Consider the following 16405-nt stretch of genomic DNA (forward strand, 5'->3'; position numbering starts at 1 on the left):
TCTAGCGCAGCGGTGCGCGCAGGAGAAATTCAATCGGCGTCTGGCGCCATAAGGTTTTCTTATCGGGCCGCGGTGTCGGTGGACGCGGGCTGCCAGCCGCCGCCCATCGCCTGGTACAGGGCCACACTGGCATTGAGCCGGTCCGCGTGCGCCTGGATCAGGTTCAGCTCCGCGCTGAACAACTGGCGCTGGGCGTCGAGCTGTTCCAGATAGGGCGAGTATCCGGCGCGATAGCGGTTCGTGGCATGCCGCAGCGCGGCCGCCAGTGCGTCGCGTTGCTCGCGCAGCCGCGCTTCCTGCTCGCCGAGTTTCTGCACGGCTGCAAGGTTGTCGTTGACTTCGCGGAACGCGGTCAGCGCCACACGGCGGTAGGCGTAGGCGGCCTCGTCGCGTTGCGCGGCGGCGGCATCGGCGCCGGCGACGATGCGCCCGCCCTCGAACAACGGTGCCAGCACGCTGCCGCCGAGTGCCCAGATTCGCACCGGATTGGCCAGCCCGGTCGCATACACGAGTCCTCCCGAAGCGGTCAGCGGAATGCTCGGAAGATAGGCCTTGCGCGCGGCCGACAGGCTGGCATCGGTAGCGGCCAGCGTGAATTCGGCCTGGGCGATGTCCGGGCGCCGCCGCAACAGATCGGACGGCAGGCCATCGGGCACCGGAGGTTGCTGCAGCGCCTGCGGCGACAAGCCGCGCGCAATGACGCCGGCATCAGGGTTCCCGATCAGCACGCCGAGCGCGTTTTCCTGGCGCGCCACCGCCAGCTCGGCCTGCGGCACCGCCTGCGCGGTGGACTCATATTCGGCGCGTGCCTGTTCATATTCGAGCTGCGACGTGTAACCGGCCTGCGCCCGTCCGCGCGCCAGGCGCAATGCATCGGCGCGCGAATCCAACGTCTGGCGCACCACCTCCAGTTGCGCGTCGAGCGCGCGCAAGGTGATATAGCCGCGCGCGGCGGCGGCGGACACAGACAGGATCGTGGTGTCGCGCGCCGCTTCGCTGGCCAGCAGGTTGTTGCGCGCGGCGCCCACCGCGTCGTGGATGCGGCCGAACAGGTCCACCTCGTAGGACGCATCGAAGACCAACTGCCCGGTACTGGCAGAGCGTGGCACGCCAAATGCGTTGATAGACCGCGCGCGCGTGCCGCCGGCCGTGAAGTCGAGGGTCGGGAACAATGCCGCGCGCGCGATGCGCGACTGGGCATCGGCCTCGCGCACGCGCGTCACGGCAATGGCGATGTCGTCATTCTGGGTCAGCGCCTGTGTCACCAGCGCGGTAAGCGCCGGGTCGCCATAGGCTTGCCACCAGTCGCGCTCGATCGCCACGGTCGGGCCGGCATCCACGCGCCATGCCGGCGGCGGGGCGATGGCTTCCGGCTGCGGCGGACGCGGTCCCATGCAGGCCGCAAGCAGCAGCGCTGCCGCGAGGATCGTGGCGCGGGGTGTCCGTTTCATCGCGCGGGCGGCCGGCCGGTGCTGGTATCGACTTCGGCCTGCACGGACATGCCGGGGCGCAGTCGTTCCGCCAGTGGCTGGTCGGGATCGATTGCAATGCGTACGGAAATCCGCTGTGCCACCTTGACGAAGTTACCGGTGGCGTTGTCGGCCACGATGACGGCGAATTCGGAACCCGCGGCCGGTGCCAGCCGTTCCACTCGACCGGTCAGACGGGCGTTGTCCAGCGCATCCACGCGGAAGCTGGCGCGCTGTCCCGGTGCCATGTGCGCGGTCTGGGCTTCCTTGTAGTTGGCGATGACCCAGCGTTGCGGAGGCACCAGGAACATCAGCTGCGTGCCCGATGTCACGTACTGGCCCAGCCGCGCGCCAATCTGGCTCAGCCGCCCGTCCTGCGGCGCGACGACGACCGTGTTCGACAGATCGATCTCGGCCAGTTGCAAGGCGGCGCGCGCCTGCTCCACGGCGGCCTTCAGGCCGTCGCGGCTGACCAGTATCGCCCGCACGTCCTGCCGCGCGATTTCCACCGCGGCGCGCGACTGTTCGACGGCCGCCTCCGTCTGGCGCAATGCCGCGCGCGTCTGATCGCGTTCGCGCAGGGAGACCGACCCGTCGGCCACCAGTTCGTCCACCCGTTTCATGTCCGCCTGCGCGCGCAGCAGCTGCGCCTTGGCGTTGTCGGCATTGGCCAGTTGCGATGCCACCGTGGCCTCGCGGGCACGCTGGGTCTGGTCCGCATTGGCCAGATTGGCGATCTGCGTGTCCAGCGATGCGCGCGCCTGCTCCACGCGCTGCCTGTAGATCCGCTCGTCGATGCGTAGCAGTACCTGCCCCGTCTTCACCAGGTCAAAGTCGTGCACGGGCACTTCGGTCACATAGCCGCTGACCTGCGGGCTGATGATCGTGGTCTGGCCGCGTACATAGGCGTTGTCGGTGCTCTGGATCGTGCGGGTGAAGGGCGGCAGGCCCCACGCGAACAGGATGATCAACACGCTCGCCAGCGCGCCAACGACGATGAACGCGGTCACACGCCAGGTGCCGCGCGGCGGCGCCCAGCCTTTGGGTGCCGATTCGACCTCGACGGGGTCCTGGAGCCGCTCGGGTGGCTCGGACGGCGGGGGCGTGGCGCTCAAGATCGGGTCTCCGTGGAAGAGGGCGCGGGTTTTCTGTCCGGGATATGGCCGGGCACTACCTTGCTGAGGTGTAGCGCCAGCAGCCAGACGAACGTCACGGTCGACAGAATGCCGATGACCAGGAACACATCGTTGAATGCCAGCACGTTGGCTTCGCGCGTGACCTGCTGTGCCAGCGCCAGGACACCCTCCGTCTGCCGTAGCAAGGGGTCGCCCAGCACGCGGTTATAGACATTCCCCAGCAACTGGATGCGTGCCGCATCGAGCGGATCGGACAGGCTGATGCTCTGCACCAGTGCATGGGAATGAATCTTCTCGCGCCAGGTCTGGAACGTGCCCAGGAATGCCGATCCAGCCAGTCCGCCCAGCGACTGGGTGATGCTGAACAACGCCGAGAAGCTGACGAAGTGGCTCATGCCGCGTTGCAGCGCGCTGCCCATGCCGATCAGCAGCGTCGGACCCAGAAAGTAGACCGCCGCGAACGCGATCAACGACTGCGTGAAATACATGTTCTGCGGCCGGGTCAGGTTGGTGGAACCCGCATCGATGAAAGCACCGATCGCAATCAGGATCAGCGAGATCCGAATGGGCCTGCCGAAGTTCTGGGGATTCAGCGTGAGAGCGCTCGCGGCAATGCCGGCCACCGTCGCGATCGATACGACGATGTAGAGCGATATCAATTGGTCGTTGACCATGCCGAGCGCGGTAAGCAGCCCGACGGCGCCATACGGTTGTTCGGACAGCAGGATACGCACCGACGTGGCTACCACGGCAAAGCGGATGATCGCGGTGCTGCCGAGCCAGCGCGTATTGAGCAGCGGGTTCACGCGGTTGTGCTCGATCCAGAGCGCCGCCGCGATGAGGATCACCGCGCCACACAGGGCATAGCCGAGCCAGGGCGCCTCGGTCCACCAGAGGATGCGTCCCTGGCCCAGCACCGCGCAGAGCAGCGCCATGCCGGGCGCGAACAGCGCAAAGGTGACGAAGTCGAGCGGCTCGAATGCCTTGATGCGCTCGCTGGGCGGCAGGCGCAGCAAGCCCACCGCCACCAGCGATAGCAGGGACAGTCCGAACTCGAACTCATACAGCGTTTGCCAGTTGCCGGCTTCGAGCATGCCCGTGGAAAACGTTCGCGCCAGCGGCGTGGCCAGTTGCGGCACGCCGAAGCCGATGACCACCGCGCGCAGTCGATGCCGCGCCGGCAGCGACTGGATGATGTAGTACAGCGCGAGTGTGGACAGGCCGCTGGCGGCGATGCCATTCGCGGCGCGCGCCAGCAGTGCCGTACCGAACGAGTGCGTCAGCAGATGCGCCCCCGCGACGATCGCATAGGAAAGCAGGAAGACAAGCGTGAAGCGCTGCAGGCCGTACTGCTGGCGGAACTTGATCACCAGCATCGACATGCAGACATTGGTCATCACATAAACCGTCGACAACCATGCGGCCTCGTCGCTGTAGAGACCGAAAACACCCTGGATGTTATTGAGATTGGCAACGACGAGTGCATTGCCAAAGGCGCCGGTCAGGCCGATGAGCACACCCACGCAGAAGTAGGCCACCCGCCGCGGGGTGGGATGGTCGGGCGTGGCCGGCGACCCAGGAATCGTGGGCCGTTCATGCGGCTTGAACTCGTAGCTGGCAGTTGCCATGACTGCTGGGTCGGGCGACGAACGACGTGGGATGTGGGGATGATGCGGGAGGACGTCGCGCGTGGCAAGCGGCTCCGCGCCCGGCTGCCGTCCTGCGGTGGGCGGCCGGGGCGAGCCCCGTCATCGCATCGGCGCGGGCGGTGCCGCCAGCGAGCCACCGGTGGCGATTTTCTCGGCCACGATCTCGCGCAGTACCTCCGCCACCGCCTCCGCCGCATTGGAACGCGGCAACGCGCGCGGCCAGCAAAGCGACAGCGTACGGCGCAGCTCCGGCATGATGCGCCGGCGCGGTACGTCCGCGTCGCCCTCGTCGAGCGACGACGCCGGCAGGATCGTGCAGGCCAGCCCTTCGCGTGCCGATGCCAGCAGGAACGGCAGCGAATCCAGATCGGCCACCACGTTCAGCGTGATGCCTGCCTTGGCAAAGCTGCGCTCCACCACTTCACGCAGGCCCTGCGATCCGCTCGGAAGCACCAGCGGCATGCCGTCGAGCGCCTTGAGCGCCACCGTTTCGCCTGCCTTGCCACGGGGTGCCGGGCCGGGCGGTCTGCCGATCAGGTAAAGCGGCTCGCTGGCCAGCGGTTCGGGTTCCACCGCGCGCGACGGTGTGTCGCGGAACAGGATCGCAAAGTCGAGCCGGTTCTGGTTCAGCAGTTCGGAAATATAGCCGCTCATGCTTTCGAACAGCTGCAGCCGGACCTGCGGATAACGTTGCCGCACCGCGCGCACCAGGGCCATGCCGAAGGCCGCCGCCGCCGTGGTGGGCAGGCCGATCGCCACGTTGCCGGACACTTCGGTGCCCGCCACGCGCACGTCGGCCCCGGCGATCTCGATCTGACGCAGGATATTGCGAACATGCCGGTAGAGCGTCTTGCCGGCTTCGGTGGGGCGCACGCCCTTGGCGCCCCGGTGCACCAACGGCACACCGAATTCGTCCTCCAGCGCCGCCAGCTGCTGCGACAGCGCCGGCTGGGCCACGCAGACCACTTCGGCCGCGCGGGTCAGGCTGCCGTGGTCGACGATGGCCACGAAGTAGCGCATGGCCCGGATGTCCATGTTTGCGGTCTCCTTGGCTTATCAGATGTGGAAAGTCCAGGGTATTGATTCTACTTATGGTGCCTTCCGCAATCCCTATTTCACATGGACGGCGTGGACGGGTAGATTTGCCAGCATCGTGCCATGCGCACCATTCGCCCCAGACACTGCCATGTCCAGACCGCTTGAAGGCATCACCGTAGTTTCTCTTGAACAGGCCATTGCCGCGCCGTTCTGCACGCGCCAGCTGGCTGACCTGGGTGCGCGCGTCATCAAGATCGAGCGACCCGGCCCCGGCGATTTCGCACGCGCGTATGACGGCCGCGTGCGGGGGCTGTCGTCGCACTTTGTCTGGACCAACCGCTCGAAGGAAAGCCTGACGCTCGACGTCAAGGCGCCGGGCGCGGCGCCCGTGCTGGAAGCGCTGCTGGAAAAGACCGACGTGCTGGTGCAGAACCTGGCCCCCGGCGCGTCGGCACGGCTCGGGCTTGACTATGAGACGCTGTCCAAGCGCTATCCGCGCCTGATCGTCTGCGATATTTCGGGATATGGCGGCGACGGGCCTTACCGCGACAAGAAGGCATATGACCTGCTGGTGCAGAGCGAATCAGGCTTTGTCTCGGTGACGGGCACGCCGGACGAGGGCGTCAAGGCCGGCGCCTCGGTGGCCGACATTGCCGCCGGCATGTACGCCTACAGCAATGTGCTGGCGGCGCTGATCGAACGGGGGCAGACCGGGCGGGGCAAGCGTATCGACGTGTCGATGCTGGAATCGATGGTCGAGTGGATGAGTTTTCCGATGTATTACGCGTTCGACGGCGCGGAGCCGCCGCCGCGTGCCGGTGCCGCGCACGCCACGATCTACCCCTACGGACCGTTCCCGACCGGCGACGGCAAGACCGTGATGCTGGGGCTGCAGAACGAGCGCGAATGGGCGGTGTTCTGCAAGGTGGTACTGCAGGAGCCGGAACTGGCCACGCAGGCCGCGTTTGCCACCAACAGCCTGCGCAGCGCCAACCGCGCGCAATTGCGCGCCCGCATCGTCGAGACATTCGCGCGGCTTACCGCCGCCGAAGTGGTGCAACGGCTGGAAGAGGCCAAGATCGCCAACGCCAATGTCAATACGATGGCGGACGTCTGGAACCATCCGCAACTGGCGGCGCGCGAGCGCTGGCGCCAGGTGGAAACGGCCGCCGGACCAGTGCCGGCACTGCTGCCGCCGGGCATGACCGATGCGCGCATGGACCCGGTTCCGGCCGTGGGCCAACATACTGACGCCATCCTGGCCGAAGTGGGTTGCAACGCCGCGCAAATCGCCACCCTTCACGCCGATGGCGTGGTCTGAGGAGCGGGCATGACCACCAAAACCGCCCGCGCACCGCGCAGCTACCTGTTCGTGCCAGCATCGCGCCCCGAACGCATCGGCAAGGCGCTTGCCGCCGGTGCCGACGCCGTTATCGTCGATCTGGAAGATGCCGTCGCCCCAGAGGCCAAGCTTGAAGCACGCGACGCGCTGCGCACACCGTGGCCTGCGTTGCAGGATCAGGCGGATGCGGCCGGCGTGGCGCTGCTGCTGCGCGTGAACGGCGCCGATACCGCGTATTTTGCCGACGATCTCGCGTTTTGCCGGACGCATGCCGTGCGGGCCATCGTCCTGCCAAAGACCGGCAAGGCGTCGCTGGCGGCGCTGCGAGCTGTGCTGCCGGACATGCCCTGCCATGCCCTGCTGGAAACGGCGGCGGGCTTTGCCGACCTGCGCGATGTGGCGCAAGCGCCGGGTGTGACGCGCCTGCTGTTCGGCAGCATCGACCTGATGTTCGACCTCGATGTCGGCGACGACGACCTGCCGCTGCATCACTTCCGCAGCGAACTCGTGCTCCATTCCCGCGCCGCCGGTCTGCCGGCGCCGGTGGATGGGGTTTGCACGGCCATCGGCGACGCCGAGGCACTGGCTGCCGACACGTTGCGGGGCAGGCGCTTTGGTTTTGGCGCCAAGCTGCTGATTCATCCGAACCAGGTGGGCGGTGTGCATCAGGCGCTGGCCCCGACCGGGGCCGAAGTTGCCTGGGCCCGGCGGGTGGTGGAACAGGCCGCGGCGGCACATGGCGCGGCCATTGCGGTGGATGGCAAGATGGTCGATCGGCCAGTATTGGAGCGCGCCCAGCGTATTGTCGCGGCCGCGCTCTATTAATGTTTTATTAAGGGCGGAATGGTGCTTCTATTTACGCCGGGTCCGCGCCAATCGGTGTTTTCCCTGACCGGTGGGTTCGATGCAAATATCGAAAAATATGAGCAGGATGAAAGCCGTTTGTAATCAGGTTGCGTTCAAATGCGCATGGGAGATCGTGCCGGGCCGATTTTGAAGCGCGAGAGGCAGGCCACCGGGAAATTAAAGAACGATAAAAGTCGCTTACCCGGTGCACCATTCAGGTGGCACGGTCGTTTACAGCAGACCGCAAGTCGAATTGAGCCAGACTGATCGTGCATTTTCCTGTTTCCCGCGCCGCCGCGGCAACGCTGCTTGCCCTGGTGGCCAGCGCTGGCCATGCCGCCAGCGCGCCGATGCCGCCCGACGGCCCCTGCGTGCCGCCTCCGGCCAAGGCTGCCCTGACATTGGCGCAAGCCCGGCTTGACGCATCGCGCTGCAACCGCGACATCATCGCGGCCCGCCGCAGCGAAGAGGCTAGCCAGGCCGATATCCAGATCGCATCCCAACGGCCCAATCCGGTGCTGAGCCTGGGCGTGGCCAACATCAACCCGCATCTCGGTGTCGGGTCCGGCAATCTGCGCAGCAAGACCGTCGATTCCACGGTCCGCGTGGACCAGGTCATCGAAACCGCCAACAAGGGCAATCTGCGTTCCGAGGTCGCGCGCAAGGCCAGTGCCGCCGCCGGCGAGCAGACGCAGGCCGTGGTGGCCCAGCAGCTCGGCGCCGTGGATCAGGCCTGGTACGAGGCCGTGGTCAGCCAGACCCGCGTGGAAGTGCTGACCGAGACGGTTGGGCTGTATGGGCGGACACAGCAGGCCAACGAGACGCGCCTGAAAGCGGGCGATGTGTCGCGCGCCGACGTGACCAAGCTCCAGCTCGAAACACTGCGCGCGCAGACCGATCTGCGCAACGCGATCGCCGACCACGCCAGCGACAAGGCGGCTCTGGCCGCCGCAATGGGTGTGCCCGGCACGCTGACCGATAACCGCCTGGTGGCGGACTGGCCCGCGCTCGATGCCCAGGTGCCGTCGTTCGATCCCGAGGTGCTGCAACGCAGGCCGGACGTTACCGCCGCCGAGGCGCGCCTGGCCGCCGCGTCGTCGCAACGCGACCTCGCCCGTGCGGGTCGCGTGCCCGATGTGACGGTAGGCGTGCAGTACGAGCACTACCCGATCTCCGAATCCAATACCACCGGCAGCGGCAACAGCTACGGCGCCTTTGTGTCGATTCCGCTATTCGTGCGCCACAGTTTCGGTGGTGAGGCGCGTCGCGCGGAGGTGGACTACTACGCCGCGCTCGACGATCGCAACCGCATTCTGCTCGAAGCCCAGAACGACATCGGCCGGCTGCGCGCGCAACTGGATGCCGCGCGCGCGTCGCTGCAGCAGATGCGCGAATCCGTGCTGCCGGCCGCCGAAAGCGTGGCCAACAGTGCCGAGTTTGCCTATTCGAAGGGCGCCAGTGGCGTGCTGGACCTGCTCGACGCGCGTCGGGCACTGCGCCAGACCCGTGTCGATGCAGTGGAGGCGCAGGGCAACTATGCCAAGGCCCTTGCGGCCTACCTGACCGCGCTGCAAAGCACCAATTCCGATCTCAACAAGCTTCCCCAGGTTCGTACCGATGCGTCGCGCCCTTAATCTCTCGTTTTTCTCCGGTGACAATCGAATGACCCGCACCGGTGCCGTGCGGATGGCTGCCGTCGTGTCGCTGTGCGCGCTGGTGCTGGCCGGCTGCGGCAAGAAGGAAGTTCCGGACAATGATGATGATCCGAAGATCACCGGACAGACCATCACCTATCCGGCCAACGTGAAGGCGCTGCCGGGCGTGATCGGCCAGCCCGTGCAGAGTGGCGGCGACCGCATGCTGAGCATGCCGGGGCGGCTGGTCTGGAACGAGGACAAGACCGTGCGCGTGGCTACGCCGTTCGTCGGCCGGGTAATGGACGTCCTTGTGCAGCCGGGCACCACCGTGAAGGCGGGCCAGCCGCTGGCGATGCTGACATCGCCCGACTACGGCGTGGCCCAGGCCGATGCCCGCAAGTCCGCCGCCGATAGCGCGGTGGCGGCCAAGTCCCTGGCACGCCAGCGCGAGCTTTACCAGGCCGGCGTGATTGCGCAGAAGGATCTGGAGCAGGCCCAGGCGGACAACGCCCGCGCCGCTGCCGACCTGGCACGCACGCAGGCCGCGCTGCACATGTACGGCGCCGGCGGCGGCGATGCGGTGAACCAGCGCTTTGCACTGCGCAGCCCGATCGAGGGTCTGGTCGTCGAGCGCAATATCAACACGGGCATGGAAGTTCGCCCGGACCAGCAACCCAACGCACCGCTGTTCCTGATTACGGACCCGTCCACGCTCTGGGCGCAGCTCGATGCCGCCGAGGCGGACCTTGGCCTGTTCAAGCCAGGCATCAACGTGCAGCTTTCCAGCGCGGCGTATCCGGGTGAAACGTTCACCGGCACCGTGATCAAGATTGCCGACTACGTCGATCCGGCATCGCGCAGCGTGAAGGTGCGCCTGGCGGTGCCCAATGCCGATCGCCGCCTGAAGGCCGAGATGTATGTCACGGCCAAGCTGCAGGCCGCGTCGTTCCAGGGGATTTCGGTGCCGTCGAAGGCGGTGTTCCTGGCGGACAACAAGAACTACGTGTTTGTGCGGACGTCGGCCACGCCATTCGTTTTCGAACGCCGCGAGGTCAAGCTCGGCGTGTCGATGCCGGGCATCACCGAGGCGGTGTCGGGCCTGAAGGCCGGCGATGTGGTGATCACGGACGGCAATCTCTATCTGCAAGACATCCTGCGCGATGCCACCGCGGTGAATGCCGCGCGTGCGTCCGCCAAGCAATAAGGATGGCGGCCAGATGATTTCGCGCATTGTTCATTTCGCGCTGCACCAGAAGCTGTTTGTCTGGCTCGGCCTGATCATCTTTATCGCGGGCGGCCTGGCCGCTTTCAAAAACCTGCCGATCGAGGCGTTCCCGGATGTCTCTGACATCCAGGTCAACATCATCACGTTGTACCCGGGCCGCGCGGCCGAGGAAGTGGAGCGCCAGGTCACGATTCCGATCGAAACGGCGCTGGCCGGCACGCCCAACTCGGTGCGCGTGTTCTCGCACACCCAGTTCGGCCTGTCGTTCATGATGGTGACCTTCAACGACAAGGCCACCGACGTCAACGCGCGTCAGCAGATCATCGAGCGCCTGCGTAGCGTGGACCTGCCCGACGGCGTGCAGCCGGAACTGGCGCCGCTATCCACGGCCATCGGCGAAATCTTCCGCTTCCGTCTGACCGGCAAGGGTTATACGGCACAGGAACTCCGCACGCTGCAGGACTGGGTGGTGGAAAAGAACCTGCGCCAGGTGCCGGGCGTGGCGGATCTGGTGACGATTGGCGGTTCGATCAAGCAGTATGAGGTGAACCCGAATCTGGGCCGCATGCGCGATGCCAAGATTTCGCTGTCGCAGCTGTTCACGGCACTGCAACGCGGCAACTCGAATGCCGGCGGCGGCGCGGTGGCCCACGGCCGTCAGCAATACCTGCTGCGCTCGCTGGGCAGCTTCCGTTCGTCGGCGGACATCGCCAACGTGGTGGTGGCGGAGAACAACGGTACGCCGATCCTGGTAAAGGATATCGCCGAGGTGAAGGTGGGATCGGCGCCGCCGCAGGGCCTGATGGGCCAGGACAACGAGGATGACATCGTGTCCGGCATCGTGGTGATGCGCAAGGGCGAGAACCCGTCGGTGGTGCTGGAGGCGCTCAAGCAGAAGATCGAACTGCTCGATACGCAGATTCTGCCCAAGGGCGTGAAGATCGTGCCGTACTACGACCGTTCCACGCTGATCGACAAGACGCTGCATACGGTGTTCGGCAACCTGGTGGAAGGCGCGCTGCTGGTGCTGGCCGTGCTCTACCTGTTCCTGGCCAACGTGCGGGCGGCGGCTATCGTGGCGCTGGTGATTCCGCTGTCGCTGCTGTCGACGTTCATCGGCCTGACGTGGGTGGGCATTCCGGCCAACCTGCTGTCGCTGGGCGCGATGGACTTCGGGATTATCGTCGACGGCGCGGTGATCGTCGTCGAGAACATCTTCAAGCGGCTGGGCGAGCTGAAAGAGCAGCAGATCAAGGACAGCCGCGCGCGGCTTTATGCGATTCTGCAGGCCACCACCGAGGTGGGCCGTCCGACCGTGTTCTCGATGGTCATCATCATCGCCGCGCACATTCCGATCTTCACGTTGCAACGCCACGAGGGCAAGATCTTTGCGCCGATGGCCTATACAGTGACGGGCGCGCTGATCGGATCGCTGATCCTGTCGCTGACCGTGGTACCGCTGCTGTGCCACCTGCTGCTCACGAAGAACATCGCTCACGAAGACAATTTCGTGGTGCGCTATTGCAAGCGCATTTACGAGCCGATGCTGGCCTGGGCGCTCGACAACAAGAAGAAGGTTGTGGCCGTGGCGCTGGGCCTGCTGGTGGTGACCGTGGGTGTGGGCAAGTTCCTGGGCAGCGAGTTCCTGCCGGAACTGGACGAAGGGTCGATGTGGGTCAGCTTTGACCTGCCGGCATCGGTTTCGCTCGACGAGGCACGCGAACAGGCGCGCATTCTGCGCAGCGTGATTCGCAAGACGCCGGAAGTGAACACCACGATTTCGAAGGTGGGCCGCCCCGACGACGGCACCGATCCGAAGCTGATCAACACCGTGGAAATTCTGGTCGACCTGAAGAGCGACAAGCAATGGCGCGCGGGCTTCGACAAGCGCAAGATCATCGAGGAGATCAACCGCAACCTGCGCCAGCTGCCGGGTATCGAACCGAATTTCTCGCAACCGGTGCGCGACAACATTCTGGAGAGCATCTCCCAGATCAAGGGTCAGATCGTGATCAAGGTGCAGAGCGACAGCCTTGAGCACAACAAGAAGGTGGCTGACCAGATCCTGGCCAACGTGCAGTCGGTCAAGGGCGTGATGCGCGCGTTCATCGACCGCGATGGCGAGCTGCCGCAGTACGTGCTGGAGTTCGACCGTGCCCAGGCCGCGCGCTACGGCATCAACGTGGCCGATGTGCAGGACCTGATGGAAAGCGCGCTGGCTGGCAAGGCCGCCACGGAGCTGTGGGAGGGCGAAAAGCACTTCAGCGTGGTGGTGCGCCTGAAGCCGGGCGAGCGCGAGCTGCCGAACCTGCCGAACATCTTCATGCAGACCGCCGACGGCGCGCAGGTGCCGCTGTCGCAGCTGGTGACGTTCCGTGCCGCATCGGGTGCGATGAACATCAGCCGTGAAAACGGCCAGCGTACGACGTCGATCGGCATCTTCATCCATGACCGCGACATGGGCAGCGTGGTGAAGGACATGCAGGCGCTGGTCAAGAAGAACGTCAACGCCGAGGATGTGAAGATCAGCTGGTCTGGCGAATTCGAGAACCAGGAACGTGCAATGGCACGGCTGTCGATCGTGGTGCCGCTGTCGGTGCTGGTGATTTTCCTGCTGCTGTTCAACGCGTTCCAGTCGTTCAAGAGCGCGGCGCTGATCATCTCGAACATTCCGTTCGCGTTGATTGGTGGCGTGTTTGCGCTGTTCCTGACGGGCATTCCGCTGTCGGTGTCGGCGGCCATCGGCTTTATCGCGCTGTTCGGGCAAGCGGTGCTGAACGGCGTGGTGATGGTGACGTACTTCAACCAGCTCCGTCAGGAAGGCATGCCCGTGCGCCAGGCCGTGCTGACCGGTTCGATGGATCGTCTGCGCACGGTGCTGATGACTGCCATGCTGGCCATGCTGGGTCTGTTCCCGATGGCCATCTCGCGGGCCATCGGCTCGGAAACGCAACGCCCGCTGGCCATCGTCATCATCGGCGGCCTGATCACGGCCACGCTGCTGACGCTGATCGTGCTGCCTACGCTCTACGAGTGGATGGTGGGCCGCAGCTGGCCGGATGAGGAAGGCGAGTCCAACAATGGAAGCCGCCTCAACGATTCGATGGCGAGCTGAGTCGGACGGACGATGTGATGAGGAAAGCCGGGGTTGCCCCGGCTTTTTTCATTTGGGAGGCCGGCAGCCGGAGAGTCAGGGCCGCCGGTGTGCGCGGATGCGTGCGCGGATGGAATACGGACCTTCTTTCATACCGTGGACTGCGGCCGGGGAAACAACGGCCAGACGCACAGGGCCACCACGGCCGTCGTGGCCCACACCACCGGCCACGATGTGAGTGCCAGCCACTGCGGCAGGGCAAGCGGCGTCAGGAAGAAGCCGAAGAAGACCACGGTGTTGACCATGCCCAGCGCGGTGCCCGCGCGATCCGCGCCGGCCACGGCTGCCAGCTCGGTGTATCCCACGCCGTGCCACGCGGATACCGCAATCCCGGCCGCGGCAAGCACGGCGGGCAGCAGGGTCATCAGCGCCGGACTCGTTGCGCTGCCGTGGACGCAGGCTGCCAGCACCAGGAATGCCGCCACGGTCAGCAGCGTGCAGCCGCGCAGGTAGGCGCGACGGTTGCCACGACGGTCGGTCCAGCGGCCGCTCCATACTCGCGTGATCATCGCGCCCGCCTGGATCGTGACCAGTGTGGCGGTGATCACGCCAAGGCCGGCATGCGCGTAGTCGTGCAGGAAGATCGACGCAAAGGTCAGTACCGCGAACTGCGGCACGCAGAGCAGCCCGATGGCAAAGACGATGCGCCAGATGTCGGCCCGTCGCAGCGGATTCGGGCTGCGTTGCCGGGCGGCGGCGCTGGCATGAAAGTCGGGTGGCTCGTGGAGCCAATGCCAGGTCAGCGCGGCCGAGATACCGCAAAGCAGCGCCACCCAGCCATAGGCCCAGGCGAAGCCAAACGTCGACGCGAGCCACGGCAACGTCAGCGCACCAATGCCGCCACCGAGCGGCACGGCGGTCTGGCGGATGCTCATCGCAAGTCCGCGCTCACCTTCGTGGAACCAGCGCATCACCGCGCGGCCACTGGCACCGTTCACGCTGCCTCCGACCAGTCCGACCAGTGTCATGGCCAGGATCAGCCACGATAGCGCGGGGATATGCCCGGCAGTGGGCGCTAACCAGAGCGTCATCGCAAGCAGTGCCGCACTGGTGGCCACCAGTCCGCCGAGCAGTACGGGCCGGTCGCCCCAACGGTCGGCGGCCAGTCCCCAGGGCAACTCGGACAGCGCCGTGCCCAGACCAATCGCGCCGACGGCGAATCCGACCTGAACGGTATCCAGGTGATAACCGGTGCGCATCCAGACGGCCGTGGTGGGAAGGCCGCTGACGGCGGCCAGAACGCTGGCATTGGCCGCCACGCCAACGCCCAGAACTTTCCAACGATGGGAAGGTGCCAGCCGCCGGGCGGCGTCTGAAGGAACAGGCAAGGTGTGCGAGGTCATGGGTGACAGGTGATCCAGTAGCGATCGAGCGATTTGACGTGAGCCAGTCTGTCACCGAGAATTCATCCTGAAAATCAGAAAATATTACGAATATCGTTCGATAAAACAGGATGGTTGCGATGTCACGGACCAATCTCGACCTGGCTGCGTTGCGCAGCCTGCTGACGGGTATCGAACTCGGCAGTTTTGCGCGTGCGGCGGATCGCGTAGGCCGCTCCACGTCGGCCATCAGCGCCCAGATCAGGAAGCTCGAAGAGCAGGCCGGCACGCCGTTGTTCCGCAAAGAGGGGCGCGGACTGGCGCTGACGGCCGCGGGTGAGGCGATGCTCGGCTATGCGCGCCGGATGGTGGCGTTGAACGATGAAGCCGTGACCGCGGTGCGTGGTACGGACCTGTCAGGCGGCATCCGGCTGGGACTGCAGGAGGAATTTGGCGAAGGGCTGCTGCCCGACGTGCTGGGGCGCTTTGCGCGTGCGCATCCCAAGGTGCGCATCGAAGCGGTGGTGTCACGCAATGCCGATCTGCTGGAGCGTATCGACGCGGGCCGTTGCGACCTGGCGCTGGTATGGGCGGACATGCATCCGGCCGTGTCGGACGAAATCTCCGGATACGGCATGGGGCATCGGCATGTCGAGCGCCTCGGCGAAGTGCCGATGTGCTGGGTCGGCTCCGCCTCCGAGCGATGGGAACCCGCCGATGGCGAGCCGCTGCCGCTGGTGGCCTTCGACCGGCCGTGCCAGTTTCAATCGGCCGCGACGGCCGCGCTGGACCGAGCCGGCATTCCGTGGCGGGTCACGTTTTCGAGTCCGAATCTTGGCGGCTTGTGGGCCGCCGCCGCAGCCGGGCTGGGTTTGACCGTGCGCTCGCGCTACGGATTGCCCGCGGGCGTACGCGCGCTGCCGGCCGGGGAATCCGGATTGCCCGCGCTGCCGTCGATGTCGCTCGCGATGGTGCGCGCCGCCGCCACCATGCCGCCGGAAGTCGAGCGATTGGCCGACATCCTGCGCGCATCGCTAGGCGCCGCGTCCCGGCAGGATATGGCGGCGGCCTGACTCGCCGCCGGTTATCGCCGGACGTTAGTGATCAGTTGTTAGTTGTCATAGCGATCGCCATGCCGTGTCGGCCGGCACAGCAGCGCGCCTAACAGCACACCAAGGCCCAGGGCCATGCCAAGCGCCTTGATGGGTTCGCGGTGCGTGTACTCGGTCACGCATTCCTGTCCGCGCGACACGCTGTCGCTCATCGACGCCTTGATCGACGCCAGCTTGTCGGAACCCTGCGCGGCTTTCGACAGAAACTTCTGCTTGGCCGATCCGATGGCCTCGCCTGTCAGGTTCGGTAGCTGGGCCAGCAGATCGTCCAGGTCCTGAGCCAGTTGCCGGGTGTCTGCCTGCAGCTTCTGCTGTGGAGTTGGCGGATTGATGTTGTTGGGATCGAGCGGGTCCATGACAGTCTCCTGGGTGGATGCGGGTCGGGATATGTGGCCGCGCATGTTCCGTACCAGATTAGCCGCATGGCGCAACCTCGGCTCGCTAGCCCTGGACGCCTGGGTATATGCCGCCGCAC

12 protein-coding genes are annotated in these 16405 nt (G+C 65.9%); 6 read left to right on the forward strand and 6 right to left on the reverse strand.

The window, feature by feature from the left end:
- Nucleotides 1-59: 59 nt before the first annotated feature.
- The 4 genes from AC3FLX_RS02315 to AC3FLX_RS02330 all read right to left on the reverse strand — a co-directional run bounded on the left by AC3FLX_RS02315 (nucleotide 60) and on the right by AC3FLX_RS02330 (nucleotide 5289).
- Nucleotides 60-1451, reverse strand: a complete 1392-nt coding sequence (locus AC3FLX_RS02315; protein ID WP_488693479.1) for an efflux transporter outer membrane subunit — start codon at nucleotides 1449-1451, stop codon at nucleotides 60-62.
- On the reverse strand, nucleotides 1448-2584 hold the full coding sequence (locus AC3FLX_RS02320) for an HlyD family secretion protein (RefSeq protein WP_488693481.1): 1137 nt from the start codon (nucleotides 2582-2584) through the stop codon (nucleotides 1448-1450). Before AC3FLX_RS02320 ends, AC3FLX_RS02315 begins: the two co-directional genes overlap by 4 nt.
- Entirely contained in the window at nucleotides 2581-4233 is a 1653-nt protein-coding gene (locus AC3FLX_RS02325) for an MFS transporter (RefSeq protein ID WP_488693483.1), read from the reverse strand. The genes AC3FLX_RS02320 and AC3FLX_RS02325 overlap by 4 nt, the downstream gene beginning before the upstream one ends.
- A gap of 120 nt (nucleotides 4234-4353) precedes the next feature.
- On the reverse strand, nucleotides 4354-5289 hold the full coding sequence (locus tag AC3FLX_RS02330) for a LysR substrate-binding domain-containing protein (protein ID WP_488693485.1): 936 nt from the start codon (nucleotides 5287-5289) through the stop codon (nucleotides 4354-4356).
- 151 nt (nucleotides 5290-5440) lie between these two features.
- Between AC3FLX_RS02330 and AC3FLX_RS02335 the strand changes: the two genes are divergently transcribed.
- From AC3FLX_RS02335 to AC3FLX_RS02355, 5 genes are all read left to right on the forward strand, one after another.
- The gene (locus AC3FLX_RS02335; protein ID WP_488693487.1) at nucleotides 5441-6613 is read left to right on the forward strand and encodes a CaiB/BaiF CoA transferase family protein; all 1173 of its coding nucleotides are present in this window, start codon (nucleotides 5441-5443) and stop codon (nucleotides 6611-6613) included.
- A 9-nt stretch (nucleotides 6614-6622) separates the two neighbouring features.
- Nucleotides 6623-7459: an HpcH/HpaI aldolase/citrate lyase family protein gene (locus AC3FLX_RS02340; protein WP_488693489.1), complete on the forward strand. Its 837-nt coding sequence runs from the start codon at nucleotides 6623-6625 to the stop codon at nucleotides 7457-7459.
- A gap of 290 nt (nucleotides 7460-7749) precedes the next feature.
- Nucleotides 7750-9114, forward strand: a complete 1365-nt coding sequence (locus tag AC3FLX_RS02345) for a TolC family protein (RefSeq protein ID WP_488693491.1) — start codon at nucleotides 7750-7752, stop codon at nucleotides 9112-9114.
- 28 nt (nucleotides 9115-9142) lie between these two features.
- The gene (locus tag AC3FLX_RS02350; RefSeq protein WP_488693493.1) at nucleotides 9143-10321 is read left to right on the forward strand and encodes an efflux RND transporter periplasmic adaptor subunit; all 1179 of its coding nucleotides are present in this window, start codon (nucleotides 9143-9145) and stop codon (nucleotides 10319-10321) included.
- Between the two features lie 13 nt (nucleotides 10322-10334).
- The gene (locus AC3FLX_RS02355) at nucleotides 10335-13457 is read left to right on the forward strand and encodes an efflux RND transporter permease subunit (protein ID WP_488693495.1); all 3123 of its coding nucleotides are present in this window, start codon (nucleotides 10335-10337) and stop codon (nucleotides 13455-13457) included.
- Between the two features lie 128 nt (nucleotides 13458-13585).
- Here the strand turns inward: AC3FLX_RS02355 and AC3FLX_RS02360 are convergent, their stop codons facing one another.
- Nucleotides 13586-14839, reverse strand: coding sequence for an MFS transporter (locus tag AC3FLX_RS02360; RefSeq protein ID WP_488693496.1), 1254 nt, complete (start codon nucleotides 14837-14839; stop codon nucleotides 13586-13588).
- Between the two features lie 110 nt (nucleotides 14840-14949).
- On the opposite strand from AC3FLX_RS02360, the gene AC3FLX_RS02365 reads away from it, so the two are divergent.
- Nucleotides 14950-15891, forward strand: a complete 942-nt coding sequence (locus AC3FLX_RS02365) for a LysR substrate-binding domain-containing protein (RefSeq protein WP_488693498.1) — start codon at nucleotides 14950-14952, stop codon at nucleotides 15889-15891.
- 38 nt (nucleotides 15892-15929) lie between these two features.
- On the opposite strand, the gene AC3FLX_RS02370 is transcribed toward AC3FLX_RS02365, so the two are convergent.
- A complete protein-coding gene (locus AC3FLX_RS02370) occupies nucleotides 15930-16286 on the reverse strand; it encodes a hypothetical protein (protein ID WP_488693500.1) in 357 nt (118 codons plus the stop codon).
- Nucleotides 16287-16405: the final 119 nt, after the last annotated feature.

Source organism: Cupriavidus sp. 291-E7 (genome assembly GCF_057798835.1).

Coding starts and splice junctions, on each gene's coding strand:
- AC3FLX_RS02315 (WP_488693479.1), bottom strand. CDS start 1,451: ATGAAACGGACACCCCGCGCCACGATCCTCGCGGCAGCGCTGCTGCTT.
- AC3FLX_RS02325 (WP_488693483.1), bottom strand. CDS start 4,233: ATGGCAACTGCCAGCTACGAGTTCAAGCCGCATGAACGGCCCACGATT.
- AC3FLX_RS02330 (WP_488693485.1), bottom strand. CDS start 5,289: ATGGACATCCGGGCCATGCGCTACTTCGTGGCCATCGTCGACCACGGC.
- AC3FLX_RS02335 (WP_488693487.1), top strand. CDS start 5,441: ATGTCCAGACCGCTTGAAGGCATCACCGTAGTTTCTCTTGAACAGGCC.
- AC3FLX_RS02340 (WP_488693489.1), top strand. CDS start 6,623: ATGACCACCAAAACCGCCCGCGCACCGCGCAGCTACCTGTTCGTGCCA.
- AC3FLX_RS02350 (WP_488693493.1), top strand. CDS start 9,143: ATGACCCGCACCGGTGCCGTGCGGATGGCTGCCGTCGTGTCGCTGTGC.
- AC3FLX_RS02355 (WP_488693495.1), top strand. CDS start 10,335: ATGATTTCGCGCATTGTTCATTTCGCGCTGCACCAGAAGCTGTTTGTC.
- AC3FLX_RS02360 (WP_488693496.1), bottom strand. CDS start 14,839: ATGACCTCGCACACCTTGCCTGTTCCTTCAGACGCCGCCCGGCGGCTG.
- AC3FLX_RS02365 (WP_488693498.1), top strand. CDS start 14,950: ATGGTTGCGATGTCACGGACCAATCTCGACCTGGCTGCGTTGCGCAGC.
- AC3FLX_RS02370 (WP_488693500.1), bottom strand. CDS start 16,286: ATGGACCCGCTCGATCCCAACAACATCAATCCGCCAACTCCACAGCAG.